This window comes from Streptomyces chattanoogensis, from assembly GCF_001294335.1.
In the GTDB taxonomy this organism is placed as follows: domain Bacteria; phylum Actinomycetota; class Actinomycetes; order Streptomycetales; family Streptomycetaceae; genus Streptomyces; species Streptomyces chattanoogensis.
Genome location: NZ_LGKG01000167.1, coordinates 1 through 21,930 on the forward strand (window position 1 = coordinate 1; position 21,930 = coordinate 21,930).

Here is a 21,930-nt window from a genome sequence, read left to right on the forward strand (position 1 = left end):
CCCCCCCCCCCCCCCCCCCCCCCCCCGCGGCCCCCCCCCGCCCCGTCCGCTCCCCCGGCCGCACCTGCCCCCGCCCAGGCGCCCCCCGCCCCGGCCGCTCCCCCGGCGGCCCCCGGCACCGGCAAGGTCAACCTCGACAAGGGCCGCGTCAGCCTCCAGAAGAACCAGACCGTCTCCCTCGTCAAGGGCGGCCGGCCGCTGCTCAGCACCGTCACGATGGGCCTCGGCTGGGAGCCCGCCTTCCAGGGCAGGGGCATCGACCTGGACGCCTCCGTCATCGCCTACGGCCCGGACCGCAAGAAGATCGACAACTGCTTCTTCGGCAAGCTGATGATCCTCGGCGGCGCGATCCAGCACTCCGGCGACAACCTCACCGGCGACGGCTCCGGCGACGACGAGGTCATCACCGTCCACCTGGGCGGCATCCCCCAGGAGGTCACCGGCCTGGTCTTCACGGTGAACTCCTTCTCCGGCCAGAAGTTCTCCGACGTCGCCAAGGCCTACTGCCGGCTGAGCGACGCCGGCACCGGCGAGGAGCTGGTCCGCTTCGACCTCACCGCCGCCGAACCGCACACCGGCGTCATGATGGCCAAGCTGATCCGCCAGTTCTCCGGCGAGTGGGAGATGACCGCCATGGGCGAGTTCGTCGACGCCCGCACCGTACGCGGAATGATCAAGCCGGCGGCCGCGGCACTCTGATCCCCCGACGGGGGTGACCGCGACACACCGCGGTCACCCCCGCACCCCACCTCGTACGGCCGACCAACACCTCGTACCCCGGCGCCCCGCCCCGGACAATGGTCCCGTCCGCCCCGCCCGTACGAGGAGCGCCCGATGGCGCAGCAACCACAACGGCAACCGCAACCTCAGCCGAATCCGCACCTCCCCGACCGCGTCGCCGCCGTCTACGGCGAACAGGACCTGAGCACCGTCCCCGCCTTCGCCGGCGGCTTCATCAACTTCGGCTACTGGGCGCGCCTGCCGGACCTCGCGGACGGCCCCCTGAGCGAGGCCGACCGGATCCGCAGCGAGCAGGACCTCTACCGTCTGGTGCTCGACACCTTCGGGCGGACGCGGGGCCGCAGCGCCCTGGAGGTCGGCTGCGGCCGCGGCCTGGGATGCGCCCTCGCGCTGCGGGAGTACGGCCTGGCACCGGTCACCGGCCTGGACATCCACCCCGACCAGATCGCCCGCGCCCGCGCAACCCACGCGGAACTGCTGGCGGGACCGTCCACCGACGGCCCCGCCGACGCCCCCGCCCCGCTGGCCTTCGTCGAGGGCGCCGCCCAGCGCATCCCGCTGCCCGACGCGAGCGCGGAGTGCCTCTACTCCGTCGAGGCGGCCCAGCACTTCCGCGATCTGCCCGGCTTCGCCCGGGAGGCGGCACGGGTGCTGCGCCCGGACGGCCGGCTGGCACTGACGACGTTCTTCGCCCGCACCCACGAGGCCGCCCGCGCACTGCCCGGCCTGCTGCCCCCGTACGCCGACGGCCTGGACGTCCCCCATGTGATCGACGACGTGGCCGCCGCCCTGGCCGCGGCCGGGCTGCGCGACGTCCGGGTGCGGGCCATCGGCGAGGCGGTCTGGGAACCGTACGACCGCTATATGGCCCAGCGGCGGGAGCTGCGCGACGCCTGGCCGCGGCACTACCTGACGGCCTATCGGACCGGTCTGCTGGACTACTACCTCGTCACGGCCGCGGCACCGGCACCGGTCAGCGCGCCCGGCGGATCCGCTTCCACGGGCCCGTGATCGCCAGCATGATCCCCGGTTCCTGGATGTTGGCGAACAGCGTCCGCCCGTCGGGCGAGAAGACCGGCCCGGTGAACTCGCTGAACTCCGGCTTGTCGGGCGTGCCGATGTTCAGTTCGTTGCGGGCTATCGGGTACGTACGGCCGTCCTCCGTCGCCCCGAACAGATGCTGGATGCCCTGGCCGTCCTCGGCGATGATCAGCCCGCCGTAGGGCGAGACGCTGATGTTGTCCGGGCCGTCGAACGCACCGTCCTTGCCGGGGTCGGGGTTGACGCCGAACCGCACCTTCAGCGTCAGCGTCCGCCGCCGCGGGTCGTAGAACCACACCTGCCCGTCGTGCTGGACCGGGCTCTCCTCCCGCGCGTACGACGACACGACGTACGCGCCGCCGTCCGCCCACCACATGCCCTCCAGCTTGCGGGCGCGGGTGACCTCGCCGTCCTTGAACTGCTTGCGCACCGGGACGGTCCGGGCGTCGCGGTCGGGGACCTCGACCCAGTCGACGCCGTAGACCGTGCCGACCTTGGTGGCCCGGGAGAGGTCGTCGACGAAGTTGCCGCCGGAGTCGAAGCACTTGGGCGCGGCCAGCACACCGGCGTCGTCGGCGAGGGTGCGCAGCTTGCCGCGGCCGTGGGTGAAGCCCTCCGGCGGGGTCCAGCGGTAGAAGAGGCCGTTGGGGCCGGAGGCGTCCTCGGTCAGGTAGACGCGGCCGCGCTTGGGGTCGACGACCACGGCCTCGTGCGGGTAACGGCCCAGCGCCTTGACGGGCTCGGGGTCGCGGTTGGCCTTCTGGTCGTGCGGGTCGACCTCGAAGACATAGCCGTGGTCCCTGGTCATACCGTGCTCGCCGGCCTTGTCCTCGGTCTCCTCGCCGGACAGCCAGGTGCCCCAAGGAGTGCGCCCGCCCGCGCAGTTGGTCGAGGTGCCCGCGAGGCCGACCCACTCGCTCACGTGCGAGCCGTCGTGCGAGACCTCCACGACCGTGCAGCCGCCGGCCGCGGCCGGGTCGTAGACCAGGCCCCCGGCGAGCGGAACCGGGTGCGGCCAGTCGGCGCGCGGGCCCTTCAGCTCATGGTTGTTGACGAGCAGCGTGGCGCCGCGCGGGCCCTCGAAGGTGGCCGTGCCGTCGTGGTTGGAGGGGGTGGACTCCCCGCTCTCCAGCGTGGTCACGCCGGTCCGGGTGATGATCCGGTACGAGAATCCGGCGGGCAGCGCGAGGATGCCGTCCGGGTCCGGGAGCAGCGGGCCGTAGCCGGTGTCCCGGCCGTCCTGTGTGCCCTCGGGCCCGGCGTCCGGGGCCTCCTCGCCGACGGCGCCGGGCGCGGTGGCCAGCACGCCGACGCTGCCGGCCAGCGCCACCGAGGCGCCGGTGAGGGCGGAACGCTTGGCGAAGTTTCTCCGGGTGAGCGGCATTGTCATCTCCTGGACGGCCGGTTTCTTCCCCTGTGTCTGCGCCGCACACGCTCTCGTGCGCCGTCGAACTCCAGTTGAACGCCGCCCTACGTCCAGGAAGCGGTTGGGGGGTGCCGTCACCCGCCGGAGCGGGCGGCCCGGCCGGCCGCCCTTCCCCGGCCGCCGCTCAGCCCGACCGCCGCGACCGCGCCTTGAACGCGGCCTTGCGGGCCTCCTTGGCGGCCTTCTTGTCCGGGTGGAGGCGGCCCATGGCCTCCAGGACCTCGGCGGTCGCCGGGTGGTCCACCCGCCAGGCGGTCTCGAAGAACCCGCTGTGCTGCTCGGTCAGGCCCTGGATCAGCTCGCGCAGCTCGGCGGCCGCCTCGTCCGCGCTGTCCAGCTGTGCCGCGAGGGTGTCCACCGTCAGCCAGAAGATCATGTCCTCGGACGGCTCGGGGATGCCGGGCAGCGCCCGCTCGGCGAGCCAGACCCGGGCCAGTCCGCCCAGCTGCCGGTCGTCGAGCACCTCGCGCAGCGCGGCCTCGGCGTCCGGCGACACCAGGGAGAGGGTCTGCTGGGCGGCCAGCCGGCGCAGCGGGGCGCGCTCGTCGTCGCCGCGGGCGGCCCCGAGCAGATCCCGGGAGGCGTCGAGGGGGCTGCGGACGGCGAGCCACTGCTCGGACTCGGCCTGGGCGAGCGCCTCGGGGTAGTCGGGCAGCGCCTCCAGGAGGACATCGGCGCCCTTGTCGGTGAGGTCGCCGACGGCCGGGGCGTGCACCCCGGCGTCCAGCATCCGGGCGCGGACGGCCCAGACGCCGAGCGGGGTGAGACGGACCATGCCGTAGCGGGAGACGTCCTCGTCGGTGAGCGGCTCGGCGGACCGCACGGTCTCGCCCTGCTCGTCCAGCTCCTCGATCAGCGCCTCGTCGACCGGCCGGTAGGCCACCAGCCCGATCGGCTCCAGGACCCGGAACTGGTCGTCGAGCCGCATCATCGCCTCGGAGACCTCTTCGAGGACGTCGTCGGTGGGCTCGTCCATATCGTCCGGGACGATCATGGAAGCGGCCAGCGCGGGCAACGGGACGTCCTGGTCGGGGCGTTCGGCGAGGGCGGTGAGCAGGTAGAGGTTGCCGAGGATGCCGTCCAGCAGCTCGGCCTCCTCCTCCGGGTTCCAGTCGATGGCGTCCAGGTCCAGTTCGCCGCCCTCGGCGATCTGGTCGGCGATGTCGGAGAGGTCGGGGGCGGCCGCGTCGGCGAGCACCGTCTCCATGCCCTCGAGCCAGATGTCGAGGATGTCGTGCGGGCTGCCGGAGGTGAGCAGGCCCAGCTCCTCACCGGGGCGGGCGGTGCCCATCGTGGCGTCCTCCGCGCCCGCCTCGCCGGACTCCGCGGACTCTGCGGACCCGTCGTGCTCCTCGATCTCCACGAGCCCCGTGTCGACCGCCAGCTGCCAGGCCTCCGCGGTGTACGCGGGCCCGTCCTCGTCGCCCGCCAGCCCCAGCAGTTCGGTGGCGTCGCCCAGCGCCTCCTCGAGGATCTCGCCGCCGGCGCCCACGGGCACGCCCCGTTCGGCCCAGCGGGCGAGCCTGGCCGCGCGGGCCATCAGCGGGGCGCTCAGCGCGTCCCGGGCCAGCTCCGCTTCGGAGTGCAGCCGCACCGGCGGCAGGGTGGGGCGGTCTGCGGACATCTGGGGCTCAGCTCCTCGACGGGTACGGCTCGTGCGACGCCCAAGCGTAGACGGAATTCGCCGTATCTCGGGCGGTTCACCCTCTCGTACGCTCCCGATCACCTGAAGAACCTTGACAACTTCCTTGCCCAAACCGGAGATTGACGCGCGTAGCGTGCGAGTGGCGGCCGCTTGGCATGCACCTGGCGGCCCGGCTCCACGCTCCCCCACACTCCCCCTTCCTTTCGGAGGCCCAGCATGCCGTCCCGTCGTTCGCTCCGCAGACCGGCCGCCGTCGGCGCGGTGGCCGCAGCCGCCCTCGCCGGCGGACTGATCACCGCCACCCAGTCCGCCACCGCGGCCGGCACCCGGATCCACGACATCCAGGGCAGCACCCGGATATCCCCGCTCGCCGGGAAGCAGGTCAGCGACGTGCCGGGCACGGTCACCGCGGTCCGCTCCTTCGGCTCGGCGCGCGGCTTCTGGGTGCAGGACCCGCACCCGGACTCCGACGACGCCACCAGCGAGGCCGTCTTCGTCTTCACCGGCAAGGAGACCCCCAAGGTCGACGTCGGCAACGCCGTCACCGTCAGCGGCACGGTCAGCGAGTACTACCCCGGCGGCAAGGACGCCGGCCTCCAGTCCGTCACCGAAATCACCGGCGCCACCTGGAAGGTCACCGCCGCCAAGGCCCCGCTGCCGGCCGCCTTCAAGCTCAACCCGGCCTCCGTTCCGGGCCGTTACGCCCCCGGCGCGGGCGGCAAGAGCATCGAATCGCTGAAGCTGAGGCCCGCCTCGTACGCGCTGGACCGCTACGAGTCCCTCGAAGGCATGCGGGTCTCGGTCACCGACTCCCCGGTCGTCGGCGCCACCAGCAAGTACCACGACCTGTGGGTCACCGCCGAGCCCGGCCACCACCGCACCGCCCGCGGCGGCACGTTCTACGGGTCGTACGCGGACCCCAACGGCGGCCGGGTCAAGGTGCAGTCGCTGATCCCGTTCTCGCAGCGGCCGTTCCCGGTGGCCGATGTCGGCAACGAGCTGACCGGCACCACCGCCGGGCCGCTGGACTACGACAACTTCGGCGGCTACACCCTCCAGGCCACCGAGCTGGGCAAGGTCACCGGCCACGGCCCGGCCCCGGAGACCACTCGCAGGCAGCAGGCCGGCCAGCTGGCCGTGGCGACGTACAACGTCGAGAACCTCTCCCCCGCCACCCCGCAGGCCAAGTTCGACCGGCTGGCGAAGGCGCTGGTGCACAATCTGTCGGCGCCCGATGTGGTCGCGCTGGAGGAGGTCCAGGACGACAGCGGCCCCACCGACGACGGCACGGTCACCGCCGGGGCCACCCTCAAGAAGCTCACCGATGCGATCAAGGCGGCGGGCGGCCCGGCGTACGAGTGGCGTCAGATCGACCCGCAGAACGACCAGGACGGCGGCCAGCCCGGCGGCAACATCCGCACCGCGTTCCTGTTCAACCCCGAGCGGGTGGCGTTCACGGACGTCAAGGGCGGCGACGCCACCACGCCCGTGAAGGTCGTCGACGACCACGGCAAGGCGGGACTGTCCGCCTCACCGGGCCGGATCGCCCCCGCCGACCAGGCGTGGAAGACCAGCCGCAAACCGCTGGTCGGCGAGTTCGCGCTCAAGAGCCGCCCGGACAGCCGGGTGTTCGTGATCGCCAACCACTTCAACTCCAAGGGCGGCGACCAGGGTCTGGACAGCCGCTTCCAGCCGCCGGCCCGCAGCTCGGAGACCCAGCGCACCGCCCAGGCGAAGCTGGTCAACACCTTCGTCAAGGACCTGCTGGCCAAGGACCCGAAGGCCGAGGTGGTGGTCGCCGGCGACCTCAACGACTACCAGTTCTCGCCCGCGCTGAAGAACCTGACCGACGGCGGGGTGCTCACCGACCTCGTCGGCCGGCTGCCGAAGGCCGAGCGCTACGGCTACGTCTACCAGGGCAACTCCCAGGTCCTCGACCACATCCTCACCACCAGGGCACTGACCAAGGCCGACTACGACATCGTCCACATCAACGCCGAGTACGCCGACCAGGCCAGCGACCACGACCCACAGGTGCTGCGGATCCGGCCGTAGGCCCGAGCATCACCTGCTGCCACCGTTTATCACTCCTTCGGCCCTGGCCCGGGCGCCCGTCACCACCCGCGGTGCGCTACTGGACTCATCACCGTCGCTTCGGCTCGTCGAGCCGGGCGGGACGGCAGGAGACCAGCACGGCACGGGACCGGCAACACAAGGGAGTCACCATGGCGAAGGCGCAGAACCGTCCGTCCGGCGAGGACCGTGGCGCGGAGCAGCGTTCCGACCGCGAGCGCCATCAAAGAGGAACGGAGGAGTCCGCCGCCGAGCGGACCCAGGAGCTCAAGGCACCCTCACGGGAGGCCTGACAGGCGGCTGAAGGGCCTCGGACCGGATAACAAAACGGCCGTCGCACCGGTGGGTGCGGCGGCCGCTTCGTCGCGCGGAGGGTCAGTGGCCCTGGCGGGGCGGGTACGGGCCGGGCGGCGGGCCGAATCCGCCGGGGGCGGGCTGTTCGGGGGCGGGCCGGCCGTAGGGCTTGGGCTGTCCGTACGGGGCGGGCTGTCCCTGGGGCACGGGCTGACCGTACGGGGCGGGCTGCCCCTGGGGCGCGGGCTGACCGTACGGAGCGGGCTGACCGTACGGGCCCCCGGCCACCGGCCGGCCCGCGTCGCCCTCCGCATCCGGCGCCTCGTCCTCCTCGCCCGCGACGAGGTCCCGTACCAGCAGCGTCGCGCCCGCGACCGCACCCGGCATCAGCACCACCGCGACGAACGGGATCAGGAACAGCAGCACGATCGGAGTCCCGAAACCGACGGCGAGCGCCTTGCGGCCGCGCAGCAGGCGCAGCCGCTCGCGGACCGGGATGTCCCGGCGCTGCATCGCCACCGAGGTCAGCTCGACGGCGAGGAAGAAACCGTTGACACAGAAAGCGATCACCGGGATGACCGTCTGCCCGATGAACGGCACGAACCCGAGGGCGAACAGCAGGATCCCGAACACGGCGGCCCGCAGCAGCACATGGACGCTGTCCCGCAGCGCGATCCAGATCTCCTGCCACATCGGCCGGTCCGGGCCGTCCGGGCAGTGCCCCTCACTCTTCTCGACCTGCTCCGACAGCGACTCGTAGAAGGGGTCGCCGATCACCAGCGTGACGGCGGTGAAGGTCAGCACGGACAGCATCAGCGCGCCCGCGAACAGCAGCGCGACGAAGACCCCGCGCACCAGGCCCTGCCAGGGCGAGCCCCAGTCGTCGGCGAACGGCGTCGCCCAGGCGGCGATATCGCCGGACCAGAGGGCCAGCACGGTGAGCACCGCGCCGTACAGCACCAGCGTGATCAGCGCGGGAATCAGCCCGAACCCCCACCACCGGCCGTGCCCGGCAACCCACCGCTGCCCCTTGCCCAGATACCGCATCCCCGCTACAAGATCACGCATACGGCCAAGCCTATCGGCGCCCGGCAGGCCGGTCGCACACCCGTGCCAGATGGTGACGCAGGCGTGCCCGGCCCGTCATGTCCGGTCACGGCCCCGGCACACGGCCCCCGTAGGAGCCGCACGCGCGCCTCCGTACGGGCCCCGTGTGAACCCGCCCCGCATACGGGAGCCCCGCATACAGGACAGCGTCCCGCCCCCGGCCTCACACCTCTCCGGACAGCCGCCCCAACTGCCGCTGGAACCGGTCGAGCCGGGCCTGCATGACGCCGGCCTCGGCACCGGGCCCGGGGACACCGCGGACGGCCGGGCCGGGGGCCGCCGCGGCATCGGCCGGGCCGTCCCGGTGGCCGGGCAGCAGCCGCAGCCGGCCGCCCCCGATCCGTACGAAGTCCTCGAAGCTCACCTGATCGCGCCCGGCCGCGCAGCCCCGGCAGGCCCCGGACAGCGCCCGCCACCCGGTCCGCCCCCAGCCCCCGTCCACGAAGACCTCCGGCGGCAGCCCGCAGCCGCACGGCCCGATCCGCGCCACCCGCACCCGCTGCCGCGCATAGCGCATCCCGCGCTCGAAGCGGATGTACGCACCGAGCACCGTGACCTCCAGGATCGCCGCCCGGCGGTGCGTCCCCGCACGGGCCAGGGCCAGCGCCTGCGCGAAGGTGTGCAGACAGTAGAACCCGCAGTCGCAGCGCAGCGCCGGACAGCGGTGCCGCCGCCCGTACATGCACCGCGCCTCGTCCACCACTCCGTACGGCTGCGCACCGCCGATGGCGACCCCGGCGAAGCCGATCCGGCCGCAGTCCTCGGACAGCACCGGATTGGCGAGCTTGTATCCCCGGGGCGGCTCGGCGGGGCGCTCCCGCGGCAGCCGCAGCCTCAGCGGCGGCCTCATCGTGCGGCCAGTGACCCGGCAAAGGGCCTGCCCGGCTCCCCGGACCCGGCCACCGCGGCCACCGCCACCTCGCCCAGCGGCTGCACAGCCGCCCATGCCCCGGCCCCCCACTCCTCGGCCAGCGGCTCCCCCGCCTCTGGCGCCTCTTCCTCCGCGATGCCGACAGCGAGCGGTTTGCCCAGCCTCATGCCGCCTCCCGGGCGCGGTCCGTACTACACGGTCCCCGCCATGGTGACCCACCCGCCTCCCGCCCGGCAGGAGCGCAAAGCGGCCCCCGCCCCCGCGCCCGGTGCACACGCTGCCCCACGCCCGCGCACGAGCCGGACACCACCCCGGAGCCACCCCGGAAAAGCCACCCCGGAAAGGCCACCCCGGACGCACGGCGGCCCGGCAGGAACTCCCCGCCGGGCCGCCGTCACATGCTTTCGTCCGTGATCAGTTGTGGCTGTGCAGAATCTCGTTCAGACCGCCCCAGACCGCCTTGTTCGGACGGGCCTCGACCGCACCGGTGGTGGAGTTGCGGCGGAAGAGGATGTTGTCTCCGCCGGACAGCTCCAGCGCCTTGACGATCTGCCCGTCGGGCATGGTGACCCGGGTACCCGCGGTCACATACAGCCCGGCCTCGACCACACACTCATCGCCCAGCGCAATACCGATACCGGACTCCGCGCCCAGCAGGCAGCGCTCACCGATCGAGATGATCTGCTTGCCGCCACCCGACAGCGTGCCCATGGTCGAGGCACCGCCGCCGATGTCCGTGCCGTCGCCGATCACCACACCCGCGCTGATCCGGCCCTCGACCATGGAGGTGCCCAGCGTCCCGGCATTGAAGTTGACGAAGCCCTCGTGCATGACGGTGGTGCCGGCCGCCAGGTGGGCGCCCAGCCGCACCCGGTCGGCGTCGCCGATACGCACGCCGGACGGCGCGACGTAGTCCGTCATCCGCGGGAACTTGTCCACGCTGGTGACCTGCAGATGCAGCCCCTCGGCGCGGGCGTTCAGCCGCACCGACTCCAGCCGGTCGACGGCCACCGGGCCCAGCGAGGTCCAGGCGACGTTGGTGAGCAGGCCGAAGATGCCCTCGAGGTTCTGGCCGTGCGGCTTGACCAGCCGGTGGCTGAGGAGGTGCAGGCGCAGATAGGCGTCGTGCGCGTCCAGCGGCTTGTCGTCCAGCGAGGCGATGACCGTGCGGACGGCCACGACCTCCACGTCACGGACCGGGTCGGGACCGATCGCCTTGAGCACGGCCGCGCCGAGCAGTTCGGTGGCGCGCTCGTCCTCCAGCCGCTCGGTGCCGGCCGGGCCGGGCGCGTCGACCAGCGTGGGCGCCGGGAACCAGGTGTCGAGAACAGTGCCGTCGGAGGTGACAGTGGCAAGGCCGGCGGCCACGGCGCCGGTGGTACGGGAGGCAGAAGTTGCAGCATCGGTCATGCGGGAAACCTAACCGGAGCGCGCCCCGCGAGGCGAACCGGTCTCAGCGATCGGGCCCGGCGCCGTAGGGTCGCACGAATCCTCCCGGCGGGCGTGCGTCCCCTCTCGTAGGCCCGCACGAGTCCGCGGATCCCGTCAGGGGCCCGTACGAGTCCCGGTGGGCCACCGCAGCGGCCGCCCCTGCCCCTGCCCCGCAGCCCTTGGCTGCACTTGCGCCTGTGGCTGTACCTCTGCCTGGCGTCTGCCTGCTCACCCCTGCCCCCGCCGTTGCCTTGCTGCCTCCTTGTTCCGGCAACGTTCACGGAGAGTAATTAGTTCCCGACCGTTCACTCTCTGTAGTGACAGCGGTACAGAATCGTCTGCTGGAGATCTCCTGGACCTGCTGGACCTGCTGGATCGCCTCCGGCACAAACGTCATCTGCCGAGCAGACTCTTTGACGCAGATACGGCCGTGCCCGCCAGGAAGTCCTGGCGGGCACGGCCGTACGCGGTGGAGGTGCGCAGGGTCAGACGTTGAACCCCAGGGCGCGCAGTTGCTCACGGCCGTCGTCGGTGATCTTGTCCGGGCCCCACGGGGGCATCCAGACCCAGTTGATCTTCAGTTCGCTGACGATGCCATCGGTGGCCGACTTCGCCTGGTCCTCGATGACGTCGGTCAGCGGGCAGGCCGCGGAGGTCAGCGTCATGTCGATGGTGGCGATGTTGGCGTCGTCGATGTGGATGCCGTAGATCAGGCCGAGGTTGACGACATCGATGCCCAGCTCGGGGTCGACGACGTCGTAGAGGGCCTCGCGGACCTCTTCCTCCGAGGCCGGCTTGGTGGTCGTTTCGGTCATGCGGTCTTCGCCTCCTCGGAGAGGGCCTTGGCCGTGGCGTCCTTCCAGGCCATCCAGCTGAGCAGGGCGCACTTCACGCGCGCCGGGTACTTGGAGACACCGGCGAACGCGACGGCGTCCTCCAGCACCTCCTCCATGGCGTCATCCGGCTCCACCTGGCCCTTGGACTGCATCAGTTCCAGGAACGTCTCCTGGATCTTCTGCGCCTCGCCGAGCTGCTTGCCGACGAGGAGGTCGTTGAGGACGGACGCGGAGGCCTGGCTGATGGAGCAGCCCTGGCCCTCGTACGAGACGTCCTCGATGGTGGCGCCGTCCAGGCGGACGCGCAGGGTGATCTCGTCGCCGCAGGTCGGGTTGACGTGGTGCACCTCGGCGTCGCCGTCCCGAAGACCGCGCCCGTGGGGGTGCTTGTAGTGGTCCAGGATGACGTCCTGGTACATGGAATCCAGCTTCACGGCTGTGTCAGTCCTCGCCTCATCCGCTGTGCGTGGTGATCCGGCTGCATTTCCTCAACCAAAGAAGTTGCGGACGTGCTCCAGGCCTTCGACCAGGGCGTCGACCTCGGCCGGGGTGGAGTACAGATAGAACGACGCTCGCGTGGTCGCAGGAATTCCGTAGCGCAGGCAGACGGGCCGGGCGCAGTGGTGGCCCACCCGCACCGCGATGCCCTGCTCGTCCAGTACCTGGCCGACGTCGTGCGGGTGGATGTCGCCGAGCGTGAAGGAGATCGTCGCGCCGCGGTCCTCGGCCGTGCTGGGGCCGATGATGCGCAGGTCGGGGACCTCCAGCAGCCGCTGGACGGCGTACTCGGTGATCGCGTGCTCATGCGCGGCGATCTTGTCCATACCGATCGCGCTGAGGTAGTCCACGGCCGCGCCGAGGCCGACGGCCTGGGCGATCGGGGGCGTACCGGCCTCGAACTTGTGCGGGGCGGGCGCGTAGGTCGAGGAGTGCATGGACACCGTCTCGATCATTTCGCCGCCGCCGAGGAACGGGGGCAGGTCCTCGAGGAGCTCCTGGCGGCCCCACAGGACGCCGATGCCGGTCGGGCCGCACATCTTGTGTCCGGTGAAGGCGACGAAGTCGGCCTGCAGCGCCTGGACGTCCAGCACCATGTGCGGGGCGGCCTGCGAGGCGTCGATGCAGACCAGCGCGCCGACCTCCTGGGCGCGCCGGATGATCGTCTCGACCGGGTTGATGGTGCCCATGAGGTTGGAGACCAGGGTGAACGAGACGATCTTGGTCTGGTCCGTGATGATCTCGTCGATGTTGGAGAGGTCGAGGCGGCCGTCGTCGGTCAGGCCGAACCACTTCAGCTTCGCGCCGGTGCGCTGGGCGAGCAGCTGCCACGGGACGATGTTGGAGTGGTGCTCCATCTCCGTGATGACGATCTCGGTCTCGCGGTCCACGCGGTAGGGCTCGTCGGCCCAGCCGAGCATGTTGGCCACGAGGTTGAGCGACTCCGAGGCGTTCTTGGTGAAGATCACCTCGTTGCGGCTCGGGGCGTTGATGAAGGCGGCAACCTTGTCGCGGGCGCCTTCGTACAGCGCCGTGGCCTCCTCGGCGAGCACATGCACGCCGCGGTGGACGTTGGCGTTGTGGCGTTCGTAGTAGGCGTTCAGGGCATCGAGGACCTGGCGCGGCTTCTGGGACGTCGCCGCGTTGTCCAGGTACACGATCTTCTTGCCGTCGTGGATCAGTCGGTCCAGGACGGGGAAGTCCTTGCGGATCGCCTCTGTGTCGAGGAGGCCAGGCAGCTGTGTCACGCGGTCGCGCCACCCTTCGTGTATGCCTCGTAGCCCTCGGCCTCCAGCTTGTCGGCGAGCTCGGCGCCGCCGGACTCGGCGATCCGGCCGTCGGCGAAGACGTGGACGTGGTCGGGCTTGATGTAGCGCAGGATGCGCGTGTAGTGGGTGATCAGCAGGGTGCCGACCTGGCCGGTCTCGCGGACGCGGTTGACGCCCTCGGAGACGATGCGCAGCGCGTCGACGTCGAGGCCGGAGTCGGTCTCGTCGAGGATCGCGATGGCGGGCTTGAGCAGCTCCAGCTGGAGGATCTCGTGGCGCTTCTTCTCACCGCCGGAGAAGCCCTCGTTGACGTTGCGCTCGGCGAAGGCGGGGTCCATGCTGAGGCGCTCCATGGCCTCCTTGACCTCCTTGACCCACAGCCGCAGCTTGGGGGCCTCGCCGCGGACGGCGGTGGCGGAGGTGCGCAGGAAGTTGGAGACGGAGACGCCGGGGACCTCGACCGGGTACTGCATGGCGAGGAAGACGCCGGCGCGGGCGCGCTCGTCGACGGACATCTCGAGGACGTCCTCGCCGTCGAGGGTGACGGTGCCGCCGGTGATCGTGTACTTGGGGTGACCCGCGAGGGAGTAGGCGAGGGTCGACTTGCCGGAGCCGTTGGGGCCCATGATGGCGTGCGTCTCGCCCTGCTTCACGGTCAGGTCGACGCCCTTCAGGATCTCGCGCTGGCCGTTCTCGGCCTCGACGGAGACGTGCAGGTCGTGGATCTCAAGCGTTGCCATGGGTGACTCAGGACTCCTGGGTGACGGAGACGAGCACGTCGTCCCCTTCGATCTTTACGGGGTATACGGGGACGGGGCGCGTCGCGGGAAGGCCGTTCGGCTTGCCGGTGCGCAGGTCGAAGCTCGAGCCGTGCAGCCAGCATTCGATCGAGCAGTCCTCGACCTCGCCCTCCGAGAGGGAGACGTTCGCGTGCGAGCAGATGTCGTTGATCGCGAACACCTCGCCCTCGGTGCGGACCAGGGAGACGGGGGTGCCGTCGATCTCCACCCGCTTGGGGGTGTCGTCCTCCAGCTCGCTGAGCGCCGCTGCGCGTACGTAGCTCATACCGCGGACGCTTCCAGCTCGGCCTCGATCTTGCTCATCAGGCGCTCCTCGACGTCCGGGAGGCCGATCTGCTGGACGAGCTCGGCGAAGAAGCCGCGGACGACCAGCCGGCGGGCCTCGTCGGCGGGGATGCCGCGGGCCATCAGGTAGAAGAGCTGCTCGTCGTCGAAGCGGCCGGTGGCCGAGGCGTGGCCGGCGCCGACGATCTCGCCGGTCTCGATCTCGAGGTTCGGCACCGAGTCGACCCGCGCGCCGTCGGTCAGGACGAGGTTGCGGTTGAGTTCGTAGGTGTCCGTGCCGGTGGCCGACGCCTGGATGAGCACGTCGCCGATCCAGACCGCATGGGCGTCCTGGCCCTGCAGCGCGCCCTTGTACGTGACGTGGGAGCGGCAGTTGGTGGCCTCGTGGTCGACGAAGAGGCGGTGCTCGTGGTGCTGGCCCTGCTCGGTGAAGTACAGGCCGTAGAACTCGGCCTCGCCGCCGGGGCCCGCGTAGGTGACGCGCGGGTGGATGCGGACGAGGTCGCCGCCGAAGGTGACGACGACGGACTTGATGCTGGCGTCCCGGCCGACCAGGGCGTTGTGCTGGCCGGTGTGGACGGCCGTGTCGTCCCAGTCCTGGACGGAGACGACGGTCAGCTTGGCGCCGTCGCCGAGGAGGTAGTCGACGTTGGCGGCGAGCACCGCGTCACCGGTGTGGTCGATGACGACGACGGCCTCGGCGAACGCGCCGAGCTCGATGACCTGGTGGCCGAAGGCGGTGCCGCCCTCGCCGTGCACGGCGATCCGGATGGGCTCGGTGAGCACGGTCTCCTTGGGGACCGTGACGACCGAGGCCTTCTCGAAGTTGCTGTACGCCTGCGCCGCGACCCGGTCGACGGGCTTGCCGGCCTTGCCGACGCGGGGGTCGGCGCGGTCGACGAGCTCGTGGGTGACGCCCTCGGGAGCGGTGATGTCGATCTTCAGGTCGGGGCCGCCGGCCTCGGCGGTGCCGTCGTGCAGGCCCTTGAGGCGCGGGAGGGGGGTGAAGCGCCACTCCTCCTCGCGGCCGTGCGGCACCGGGAAGTCCGCCACGTCGTAGGACGGCGGGGCGCTCATCCGGGTGGCGACGGTGGACTCCGCGGCCACCGCGATGGAGCCGGTGGTCGTGGAACCCGCCGGGATGTTCTGAGCCTCAGCCATGGCTGTCGTCGTGCTCGCTTTCTGCGTTCAGGGAGTCGGTCGCTGCTGGGGGCGCGGCGTCAGCCGACCGCGCCTTCCATCTGCAGCTCGATCAGCCGGTTGAGCTCGAGGGCGTACTCCATCGGCAGCTCACGGGCGATCGGCTCGACGAAGCCGCGCACAATCATCGCCATGGCCTCGAACTCCGTCAGGCCGCGGGCCATCAGGTAGAAGAGCTGGTCCTCGCTGACCTTGGAGACGGTCGCCTCGTGTCCCATGGAGACGTCGTCCTCGCGGACGTCGACGTACGGGTAGGTGTCCGACCGGGAGATGGTGTCCACCAGCAGGGCGTCACACAGCACGTTGGACTTGGAGCCGGCCGCGCCCTCGCCGATCTCGACCAGACCGCGGTAGGAGGTACGGCCGCCGCCTCGCGCCACCGACTTGGAGACGATGTTGGAGGAGGTGTTCGGCGCCATGTGGACCATCTTGGAGCCGGCGTCCTGGTGCTGGCCCTCGCCGGCGAAGGCGATGGAGAGGGTCTCGCCCTTGGCGTGCTCGCCCATCAGGTAGACCGCCGGGTACTTCATGGTCACCTTGGAGCCGAGGTTGCCGTCGACCCACTCCATGGTGGCGCCCTCGTAGGCGACGGCGCGCTTGGTGACCAGGTTGTAGACGTTGTTCGACCAGTTCTGGATGGTCGTGTAGCGGCAGCGGCCGCCCTTCTTGACGATGATCTCGACCACCGCGGAGTGCAGCGAGTCCGACTTGTAGATCGGCGCCGTGCAGCCCTCGACGTAGTGGACGTAGGCGTCCTCGTCGACGATGATCAGCGTCCGCTCGAACTGGCCCATGTTCTCGGTGTTGATCCGGAAGTAGGCCTGCAGCGGGATGTCGACGTGGACACCCTTGGGGACGTAGATGAACGAGCCGCCGGACCACACCGCGGTGTTCAGCGACGCGAACTTGTTGTCGCCGACGGGGATGACCGTGCCGAAGTACTCCTGGAAGAGCTCCGGGTGCTCCTTGAGCGCGGTGTCGGTGTCCAGGAAGATGACGCCCTGCTCCTCCAGGTCCTCGCGGATCTGGTGGTAGACGACCTCGGACTCGTACTGCGCGGCGACACCGGCGACCAGGCGCTGCTTCTCCGCCTCGGGGATGCCGAGCTTGTCGTAGGTGTTCTTGATGTCCTCGGGCAGGTCCTCCCAGGAGGCGGCCTGCTGCTCGGTGGAGCGGACGAAGTACTTGATGTTGTCGAAGTCGATGCCGGACAGGTCCGAGCCCCAGTTGGGCATGGGCTTCTTGTCGAACAGCTTCAGGCCCTTGAGGCGGAGCTTGAGCATCCACTCCGGCTCGTTCTTCTTCGCCGAGATGTCGCGGACGACGTCCTCGGAAAGACCGCGCTTGGCGGAGGCGCCGGCCACGTCGGAGTCGGCCCAGCCGTATTCGTAGTTGCCCAGGCCCTCGAGCTCAGGGTGAGCAGTCTCCGTGGGGAGCGTCATGCGGGGTTCCTCCCGGCCGTGCTTGCAGATGCTGTGGTGGTCTTGGTGGGGCGCTCACCGGGGCGGTGAGCTGTCTTGCCGGCGCCGGCCTTCGGGACGAAGGTCGTGCACACCCCGTCACCGTGGGCGATGGTGGCAAGACGCTGTACGTGGGTCCCGAGCAGTCGGGAGAAGACCTCGGTCTCCGCCTCGCACAGCTGCGGGTACTGCTCGGCGACATGGGCGACCGGGCAGTGGTGCTGGCAGAGCTGTTCACCGAGCTGGGGGTTGGGCGCGCTGCGCGCCGTAGCAGCGTACCCGTCCGCGGTCAACGCCTCGGCAAGGGCCTGGGTGCGGTCCTCGGGGGCGGCCGCCTCGACCGCCGCCTGATAGCCCTTGGCCTGGGCCGCGAGCCGTGCGCGGGCGAACGCGGCGACCGCCGCCTCGCCCATCGCGCCGCCGCCGGCGGTCTGCGCGATCCAGCGCAGCGCGTCGGTGGCGAGCTGGTCGTAGGCCTGGTCGAAGGCGTCCCGGCCGCAGTCGGTGAGGGCGAAGGCCTTGGCGGGGCGGCCGCGGCCGCGGGCGCCGTAGACCCGCTTCTCGCGGGGCTCGACGACGCCCTCCGCGACCAGCGCATCCAGATGGCGGCGGACCGCCGCCTGGGTGAGCTCCAGGCGCAGCGCCAGCTCGGCCGCGGTGGACGGACCGTGGTCGAGAATGGAGCGGGCGACGCGGTTTCGGGTGCCCTGCGCCTCGTCGTGGGCCGCAGGGGCGGGATGAGCGGCCCTCGGCTGCGGGGACCGCTCGTGCGCGGAGGGGACCGGCCCGGCGGCCGGCCCGGCCGTCGGTGCTCCCTGGTCCTCGCCCGTCTTTTTCACAACGTCATTGTTGCGTAATTCCTCAGAGCGATTCAACCCATGTCCGGATCGCGGACTGGTGGTCTCCATCACTTAGGGTCACCTACCTTCCGGGCCCGGAGGGGCGTCTCCCCCGGCCGGAAAGCGTCCCGGGCGCGGGCCCCGCCCGCCGGGGCCCGCGCCCCGCTCCGTAAACTGCCCGGCATGCGTACCGAGCCTGCCGTCGAGGTCGTCGGCCTGGTCAAGCGATACGGGACCAAGACCGCCGTGGACGGGCTCGACCTGACCGTCGCGCGCGGCAGGGTGACCGCCGTGCTCGGCCCGAACGGCGCCGGCAAGACCACCACCGTCGAAACCTGCGAGGGCTACCGCCGTCCGGACGAGGGCACCGTCCGCGTCCTGGGCCTGGACCCCGTCGCCGACGCCGCCGCGCTGCGCCCCCGGGTCGGCGTGATGCTGCAGTCCGGCGGGGTCTACGCGGGCGCCCGCGCCGAGGAGATGCTGCGGCACACCGCCACCCTGCACGCCGACCCCGTCGACGTCGGCCTGCTCGTCGACCGGCTCGGCCTGGGCGGCTGCGGCCGTACGCCCTACCGGCGGCTGTCCGGCGGCCAGCAGCAGCGGCTCGCCCTGGCGATGGCCGTCGTCGGCCGCCCCGAGCTGGTCTTCCTCGACGAGCCCACCGCCGGCCTCGACCCGCAGGCCCGGCGCGCGACCTGGGACCTCGTACGGGAACTGCGCACCGACGGCGTGAGCGTCGTGCTGACCACCCATTTCATGGACGAGGCCGAGCAGCTGGCCGACGATGTCGCGATCATCGACGGCGGCCGGGTCATCGCCCAGGGCAGCCCCGAGGAGCTGTGCCGGGGCGGCGCGGAGAACAGCCTGCGCTTCACCGGCCGGCCGGGCCTGGACATCGCCTCCCTCCTCAAGGCGCTGCCCCCGGACAGCACCGCCGCCGAGCTGACCCCGGGCAGCTACCGCGTCAACGGCACGGTCGGCCCGCAGCTCCTCGCCACCGTCGCCTCCTGGTGCGCGCAGAACGGCGTGATGCCCGACGCGATAGCCGTGGAGCGGCACACGCTGGAGGACGTCTTCCTGGAGCTCACGGGTAAGGAGCTGCGCGTATGACCGCCGTCGAGGCCGGTACGGCCACCTCAACCGGTACGTTCACCCCGCGCCCCGGCGCCGCCCCGCTGTCCCGGATGATCCGCGCGCAGGCGGCCCTGGAGACCAGGATGCTGCTGCGCAACGGCGAACAGCTGCTGCTGACGGTCGTGATCCCGACGCTGCTGCTGGTGCTGTTCTCCACCGTCGACATCCTCGATACGGGAACCGGGAAGGCCGTCGACTTCCTCGCGCCCGGCGTCCTCGCCCTGGCCGTGCTGTCGACCGCCTTCACCGGCCAGGCCATCGCCACCGGCTTCGAGCGGCGCTACGGCGTGCTCAAGCGGCTCGGCGCCTCGCCGCTGCCGCGCTGGGGGCTGATGACCGCCAAGACCTGCGCGGTGCTGGTCACCGAGGTGCTCCAGGTGGCGCTGCTGACGGCGGTCGCCCTCGCCCTGGGCTGGTCCCCGCACGGCAACCCCGTCTCCGTCGCCCTTCTGCTCCTCCTGGGCACGGCGGCGTTCTCCGGGCTCGGGCTCCTGATGGCCGGCACCCTCAGGGCCGAGGCCACCCTCGCCGCCGCCAACCTGGTCTTCCTGCTGCTCCTGGTGGGCGGCGGGGTGATCGTCCCGCTCGGCAAGTTCCCGGCGGCGGCGCAGACCGTCCTGCAGTACCTGCCCATCTCCGCGCTGTCGGACGGACTGCGGGACGTCCTCCGGCACGGGGCGGGGCTCCCGTTGGCCGACCTGGGGATCCTCGCCGTATGGGGCGTGCTGGGGCTCGGCGCGGCGGCGAAGTTCTTCCGCTGGGAGTAGGCCGGGCCGGCACCGGTACGCGCCCTTTCGCACCCCTCGTGCTGCATCTTCCCGGGGAGACGACTCCCCCTGCCCCCCTCGTGCTGCATCTTCCCCGGGGAGACGACTCCCCCTGCCCCCCTCGTGAAATCGCGCACAAGCCGCCGCCTACGATGGCACCCGTGCCGAACACGCTGAATCCCCTCGAGCTGATCGCCCGCCGCTGGCAGCCGTCCGCGCGCTTCGTGCGGCGGGCCGCGCTGGCGACCGTCGTCATGGCCGTCATCATCGTCGTGACGGGAGGCGCGGTCCGGCTCACCCAGTCCGGACTGGGCTGCTCGACCTGGCCCAAGTGCACCCCGGACAGCCTGACGCCGACCGCGGCGATGGGCATCAACGGCTACATCGAGTTCGGCAACCGCATGCTGACGTACGTCCTGTGCGCGGTCGTCGGCCTGTTCATCATCGCCGCCCGCGCCCGGCACCCCCGGCGGCGCGCGCTCACCCGGCTCGGCTGGGCGCAGTTCTGGGTCGTGATGGGCAACGCGGTCTGGGGCGGCATCGTCGTACTGACCGGCCTGAACCCGTACCTCGTCGCCGCACACTTCCTGCTCTCCACGGCCCTGCTCACGGTCGCCGTGCTGACCTGGCAGCGGGCGGCCGAGGGCGACGAGGAGCCGCGCGACCTGGTCGCCCGCCCGGTGCGGCAGCTGGCCTGGCTGCTGGTCGCGGCGACCGGCGCGCTCACCGTCATCGGCACGGTGGTCACCGGTACGGGCCCGCACGCGGGCGACGCCAAGAAGGTCCACCGCATCCCGCTGGACTGGCAGGAGATCACCCAGCTGCACGTCGACTTCGTCTACATCGTGGTCGGGCTGAGCGTCGCGCTGTGGTTCACCCTGCGGGCCGTCAAGGCCCCGGCCGCGCCGCGCCGCAGGGTCCTGGAACTGTTCGCCTGCATCGCCGCGCAGGGCGTCATCGGCTACGTCCAGTACTTCATGGGCCTGCCCGAGCTCGTCATCGGGCTCCACATGCTGGGCTCGGCGCTGGTGTGGATCTGCGTGCTGCGGGCCGCCCTGGCGCTGCGCGACCGCGGTCCGCTCCCCGAGGAGGACGCCGTCGTCCCCGCCCCCTCCGACGGGCACGAGGCGCCCGGTCCTCAGGTGGCCGCCGCGTCCAGCCGGTAGACCCGCCGCGCCGTCCCCGACCCGACCATTCCGGCGATCCGCCGCCCGTCCGCGGCGGTGCACAGCCCCTCCTCGGTCCACTCCCGTACGACCCGCTCCAGCGCCCGCAGGAAGAACCGGGCCCCGGTGACGTACAGCTCGGGCAGCCCGCGCGCGCCCGAGGAGAACAGCAGCTTGCCGAACGGCGCCTGCGCGAGTGTCTCCTCGGGGCGCGGTCCGGCGTCGGCGTAGACATGGGTGTGTTCGGCGGCGAGCTGTGCCGCGGGGCGGTGGTGGGGCGCCCCGGGCAGCAGGACGACATCCGTGCCGATGCCGGCCGTGGCGCGCAGGAAGCCCGCCAGCGGCCGGGGGTCGGGGCAGTGGAGCTGCACCGGCAGGCCGGTGGCCATCGCGCTCCACAGCAGATGGCGTACGAGGGCGGGCTCGGCGAGCCGCTCCCCGGGGCGGCGCCCGCGCAGCCAGCGACCGGCGGCGCGCCGTACCTCGCCGGCCTGCGGGGCGTGACCGTCGCAGTAGGTGGCGCCGGAGGCGAAGGCGGTGGCGTGCTGGGCCGCGGCGTAGAGGGCCTCGGCGGTGTAGCCGATGAAGGAGTCGACGCTGCCGGAGGTGTCGGCGACCTGTTCGGCGAGCGATTCGAGGCGGACGACCTCGTGGGCGCGGGCCTGGGCGGCGGCGGCCAGCTCGGTGGCGGAGGTCAGTTCGCTGGGCGCGCCGGCCTCCAGCAGGAAGGTGCCGATGCCGGAGCCGCGCAGCAGCAGCCGGCCCGCGCCGAACGCGCCGATCTCCCGCCGGCGGGCCAGATAGCGGGCGGGCGGGCAGTGCGGCTCGAGGCCCAGCAGCGGGGGGCACCAGCGGCGCAGGGCGAGGCCGGTCCAGCTGTCGAAGTAGCTGGTGCCCGCGGGGGCCGGGCCGTGTGCGCCGGCCGCGGCGGCCAGGTGGGTCTCGAAGGAGCCGAGGCCGAGTTCGCCGTGCACCGCGCCGTGGCTGTACTGATCGATGAGCGGTGGCTGATCCGCCGGGGAGGGAAGGCCGTCCATCCGCTCCTCCT

Annotated in this window: 22 protein-coding genes; 7 read left to right on the forward strand and 15 right to left on the reverse strand. The window is 71.8% G+C overall.

The features are described from left to right. Positions 1–699, forward strand: a 699-nt coding sequence (locus ADL29_RS31500) for a TerD family protein (protein WP_211274427.1), incomplete at its 5' end; no start/stop codon positions are given. Positions 700–834: 135 nt separating this feature from the next. Beyond that, positions 835–1,752 (forward strand): class I SAM-dependent methyltransferase, encoded by a 918-nt coding sequence (locus ADL29_RS31505; RefSeq protein ID WP_053926963.1) that lies wholly within the window; start codon positions 835–837, stop codon positions 1,750–1,752. Here the strand turns inward: ADL29_RS31505 and ADL29_RS31510 are convergent. Together ADL29_RS31510 and ADL29_RS31515 are read right to left on the reverse strand one after the other, a co-directional pair. Continuing rightward, positions 1,715–3,166, reverse strand: coding sequence for an alkaline phosphatase PhoX (locus ADL29_RS31510; RefSeq protein ID WP_053926964.1), 1,452 nt, complete (start codon positions 3,164–3,166; stop codon positions 1,715–1,717). The two genes, ADL29_RS31505 and ADL29_RS31510, sit on opposite strands and share 38 nt — an antisense overlap. A gap of 166 nt (positions 3,167–3,332) precedes the next feature. Continuing rightward, a complete protein-coding gene (locus ADL29_RS31515; RefSeq protein ID WP_053926965.1) occupies positions 3,333–4,832 on the reverse strand; it encodes a hypothetical protein in 1,500 nt (499 codons plus the stop codon). 237 nt (positions 4,833–5,069) lie between these two features. Here ADL29_RS31515 and ADL29_RS31520 point away from each other — a divergent pair, with 237 nt between their 5' ends. Together ADL29_RS31520 and ADL29_RS43780 are read left to right on the forward strand one after the other, a co-directional pair. Further along, complete coding sequence (locus ADL29_RS31520; RefSeq protein WP_053926966.1) at positions 5,070–6,908, forward strand: endonuclease/exonuclease/phosphatase family protein; 1,839 nt, start codon at positions 5,070–5,072, stop codon at positions 6,906–6,908. Positions 6,909–7,078: 170 nt separating this feature from the next. Then, positions 7,079–7,219: a hypothetical protein gene (locus ADL29_RS43780; protein ID WP_157878620.1), complete on the forward strand. Its 141-nt coding sequence runs from the start codon at positions 7,079–7,081 to the stop codon at positions 7,217–7,219. Between the two features lie 82 nt (positions 7,220–7,301). Here ADL29_RS43780 and ADL29_RS31525 read toward each other — a convergent pair whose 3' ends face one another. From ADL29_RS31525 to ADL29_RS31580, 12 genes are all read right to left on the reverse strand, one after another. Then, positions 7,302–8,288, reverse strand: a complete 987-nt coding sequence (locus tag ADL29_RS31525) for an EI24 domain-containing protein (RefSeq protein ID WP_078971433.1) — start codon at positions 8,286–8,288, stop codon at positions 7,302–7,304. A 202-nt stretch (positions 8,289–8,490) separates the two neighbouring features. Continuing rightward, positions 8,491–9,177, reverse strand: a complete 687-nt coding sequence (locus tag ADL29_RS31530) for a hypothetical protein (protein ID WP_342671186.1) — start codon at positions 9,175–9,177, stop codon at positions 8,491–8,493. Continuing rightward, a complete protein-coding gene (locus ADL29_RS31535; protein ID WP_046928631.1) occupies positions 9,174–9,365 on the reverse strand; it encodes a hypothetical protein in 192 nt (63 codons plus the stop codon). The genes ADL29_RS31530 and ADL29_RS31535 overlap by 4 nt, the downstream gene beginning before the upstream one ends. A 247-nt stretch (positions 9,366–9,612) precedes the next feature. Further along, positions 9,613–10,608, reverse strand: coding sequence for a 2,3,4,5-tetrahydropyridine-2,6-dicarboxylate N-succinyltransferase (gene dapD / locus ADL29_RS31540; protein WP_053926967.1), 996 nt, complete (start codon positions 10,606–10,608; stop codon positions 9,613–9,615). A gap of 506 nt (positions 10,609–11,114) precedes the next feature. Continuing rightward, entirely contained in the window at positions 11,115–11,444 is a 330-nt protein-coding gene (locus ADL29_RS31545; RefSeq protein ID WP_053926968.1) for a metal-sulfur cluster assembly factor, read from the reverse strand. Then, positions 11,441–11,899 carry a Fe-S cluster assembly sulfur transfer protein SufU gene (gene sufU / locus ADL29_RS31550; RefSeq protein ID WP_046928629.1) on the reverse strand — a complete coding sequence of 153 codons (459 nt, stop codon included), beginning with the start codon at positions 11,897–11,899 and terminating at the stop codon, positions 11,441–11,443. The genes ADL29_RS31545 and sufU overlap by 4 nt, the downstream gene beginning before the upstream one ends. A gap of 54 nt (positions 11,900–11,953) precedes the next feature. Continuing rightward, positions 11,954–13,210, reverse strand: coding sequence for a cysteine desulfurase (locus ADL29_RS31555; RefSeq protein WP_053926969.1), 1,257 nt, complete (start codon positions 13,208–13,210; stop codon positions 11,954–11,956). Continuing rightward, the gene (gene sufC / locus ADL29_RS31560; protein WP_053926970.1) at positions 13,207–13,971 is read right to left on the reverse strand and encodes a Fe-S cluster assembly ATPase SufC; all 765 of its coding nucleotides are present in this window, start codon (positions 13,969–13,971) and stop codon (positions 13,207–13,209) included. Before sufC ends, ADL29_RS31555 begins: the two co-directional genes overlap by 4 nt. Positions 13,972–13,978: 7 nt before the next feature. After that, a complete protein-coding gene (locus ADL29_RS31565) occupies positions 13,979–14,296 on the reverse strand; it encodes a non-heme iron oxygenase ferredoxin subunit (RefSeq protein ID WP_046928626.1) in 318 nt (105 codons plus the stop codon). After that, positions 14,293–15,477: a Fe-S cluster assembly protein SufD gene (sufD, locus tag ADL29_RS31570; RefSeq protein WP_053926971.1), complete on the reverse strand. Its 1,185-nt coding sequence runs from the start codon at positions 15,475–15,477 to the stop codon at positions 14,293–14,295. The genes ADL29_RS31565 and sufD overlap by 4 nt, the downstream gene beginning before the upstream one ends. A 59-nt stretch (positions 15,478–15,536) precedes the next feature. Continuing rightward, on the reverse strand, positions 15,537–16,958 hold the full coding sequence (gene sufB, locus ADL29_RS31575) for a Fe-S cluster assembly protein SufB (protein WP_053926972.1): 1,422 nt from the start codon (positions 16,956–16,958) through the stop codon (positions 15,537–15,539). After that, positions 16,955–17,815, reverse strand: coding sequence for a helix-turn-helix transcriptional regulator (locus ADL29_RS31580; RefSeq protein WP_053926973.1), 861 nt, complete (start codon positions 17,813–17,815; stop codon positions 16,955–16,957). Before ADL29_RS31580 ends, sufB begins: the two co-directional genes overlap by 4 nt. A gap of 183 nt (positions 17,816–17,998) precedes the next feature. Here ADL29_RS31580 and ADL29_RS31585 point away from each other — a divergent pair, with 183 nt between their 5' ends. The 3 genes from ADL29_RS31585 (at position 17,999) to ADL29_RS31595 (ending at position 20,882) form a co-directional block, all read left to right on the forward strand. Beyond that, positions 17,999–18,925 (forward strand): ABC transporter ATP-binding protein, encoded by a 927-nt coding sequence (locus ADL29_RS31585; protein WP_053926974.1) that lies wholly within the window; start codon positions 17,999–18,001, stop codon positions 18,923–18,925. Further along, complete coding sequence (locus ADL29_RS31590; protein WP_053926975.1) at positions 18,922–19,716, forward strand: ABC transporter permease; 795 nt, start codon at positions 18,922–18,924, stop codon at positions 19,714–19,716. Before ADL29_RS31585 ends, ADL29_RS31590 begins: the two co-directional genes overlap by 4 nt. Before the next feature lie 161 nt (positions 19,717–19,877). Beyond that, positions 19,878–20,882, forward strand: coding sequence for a COX15/CtaA family protein (locus ADL29_RS31595; protein ID WP_053926988.1), 1,005 nt, complete (start codon positions 19,878–19,880; stop codon positions 20,880–20,882). Here ADL29_RS31595 and ADL29_RS31600 read toward each other — a convergent pair. Then, the gene (locus ADL29_RS31600; RefSeq protein WP_053926976.1) at positions 20,855–21,919 is read right to left on the reverse strand and encodes an amidohydrolase; all 1,065 of its coding nucleotides are present in this window, start codon (positions 21,917–21,919) and stop codon (positions 20,855–20,857) included. The genes ADL29_RS31595 and ADL29_RS31600 overlap by 28 nt on opposite strands. Between the last annotated feature and the right edge of the window lie 11 nt (positions 21,920–21,930).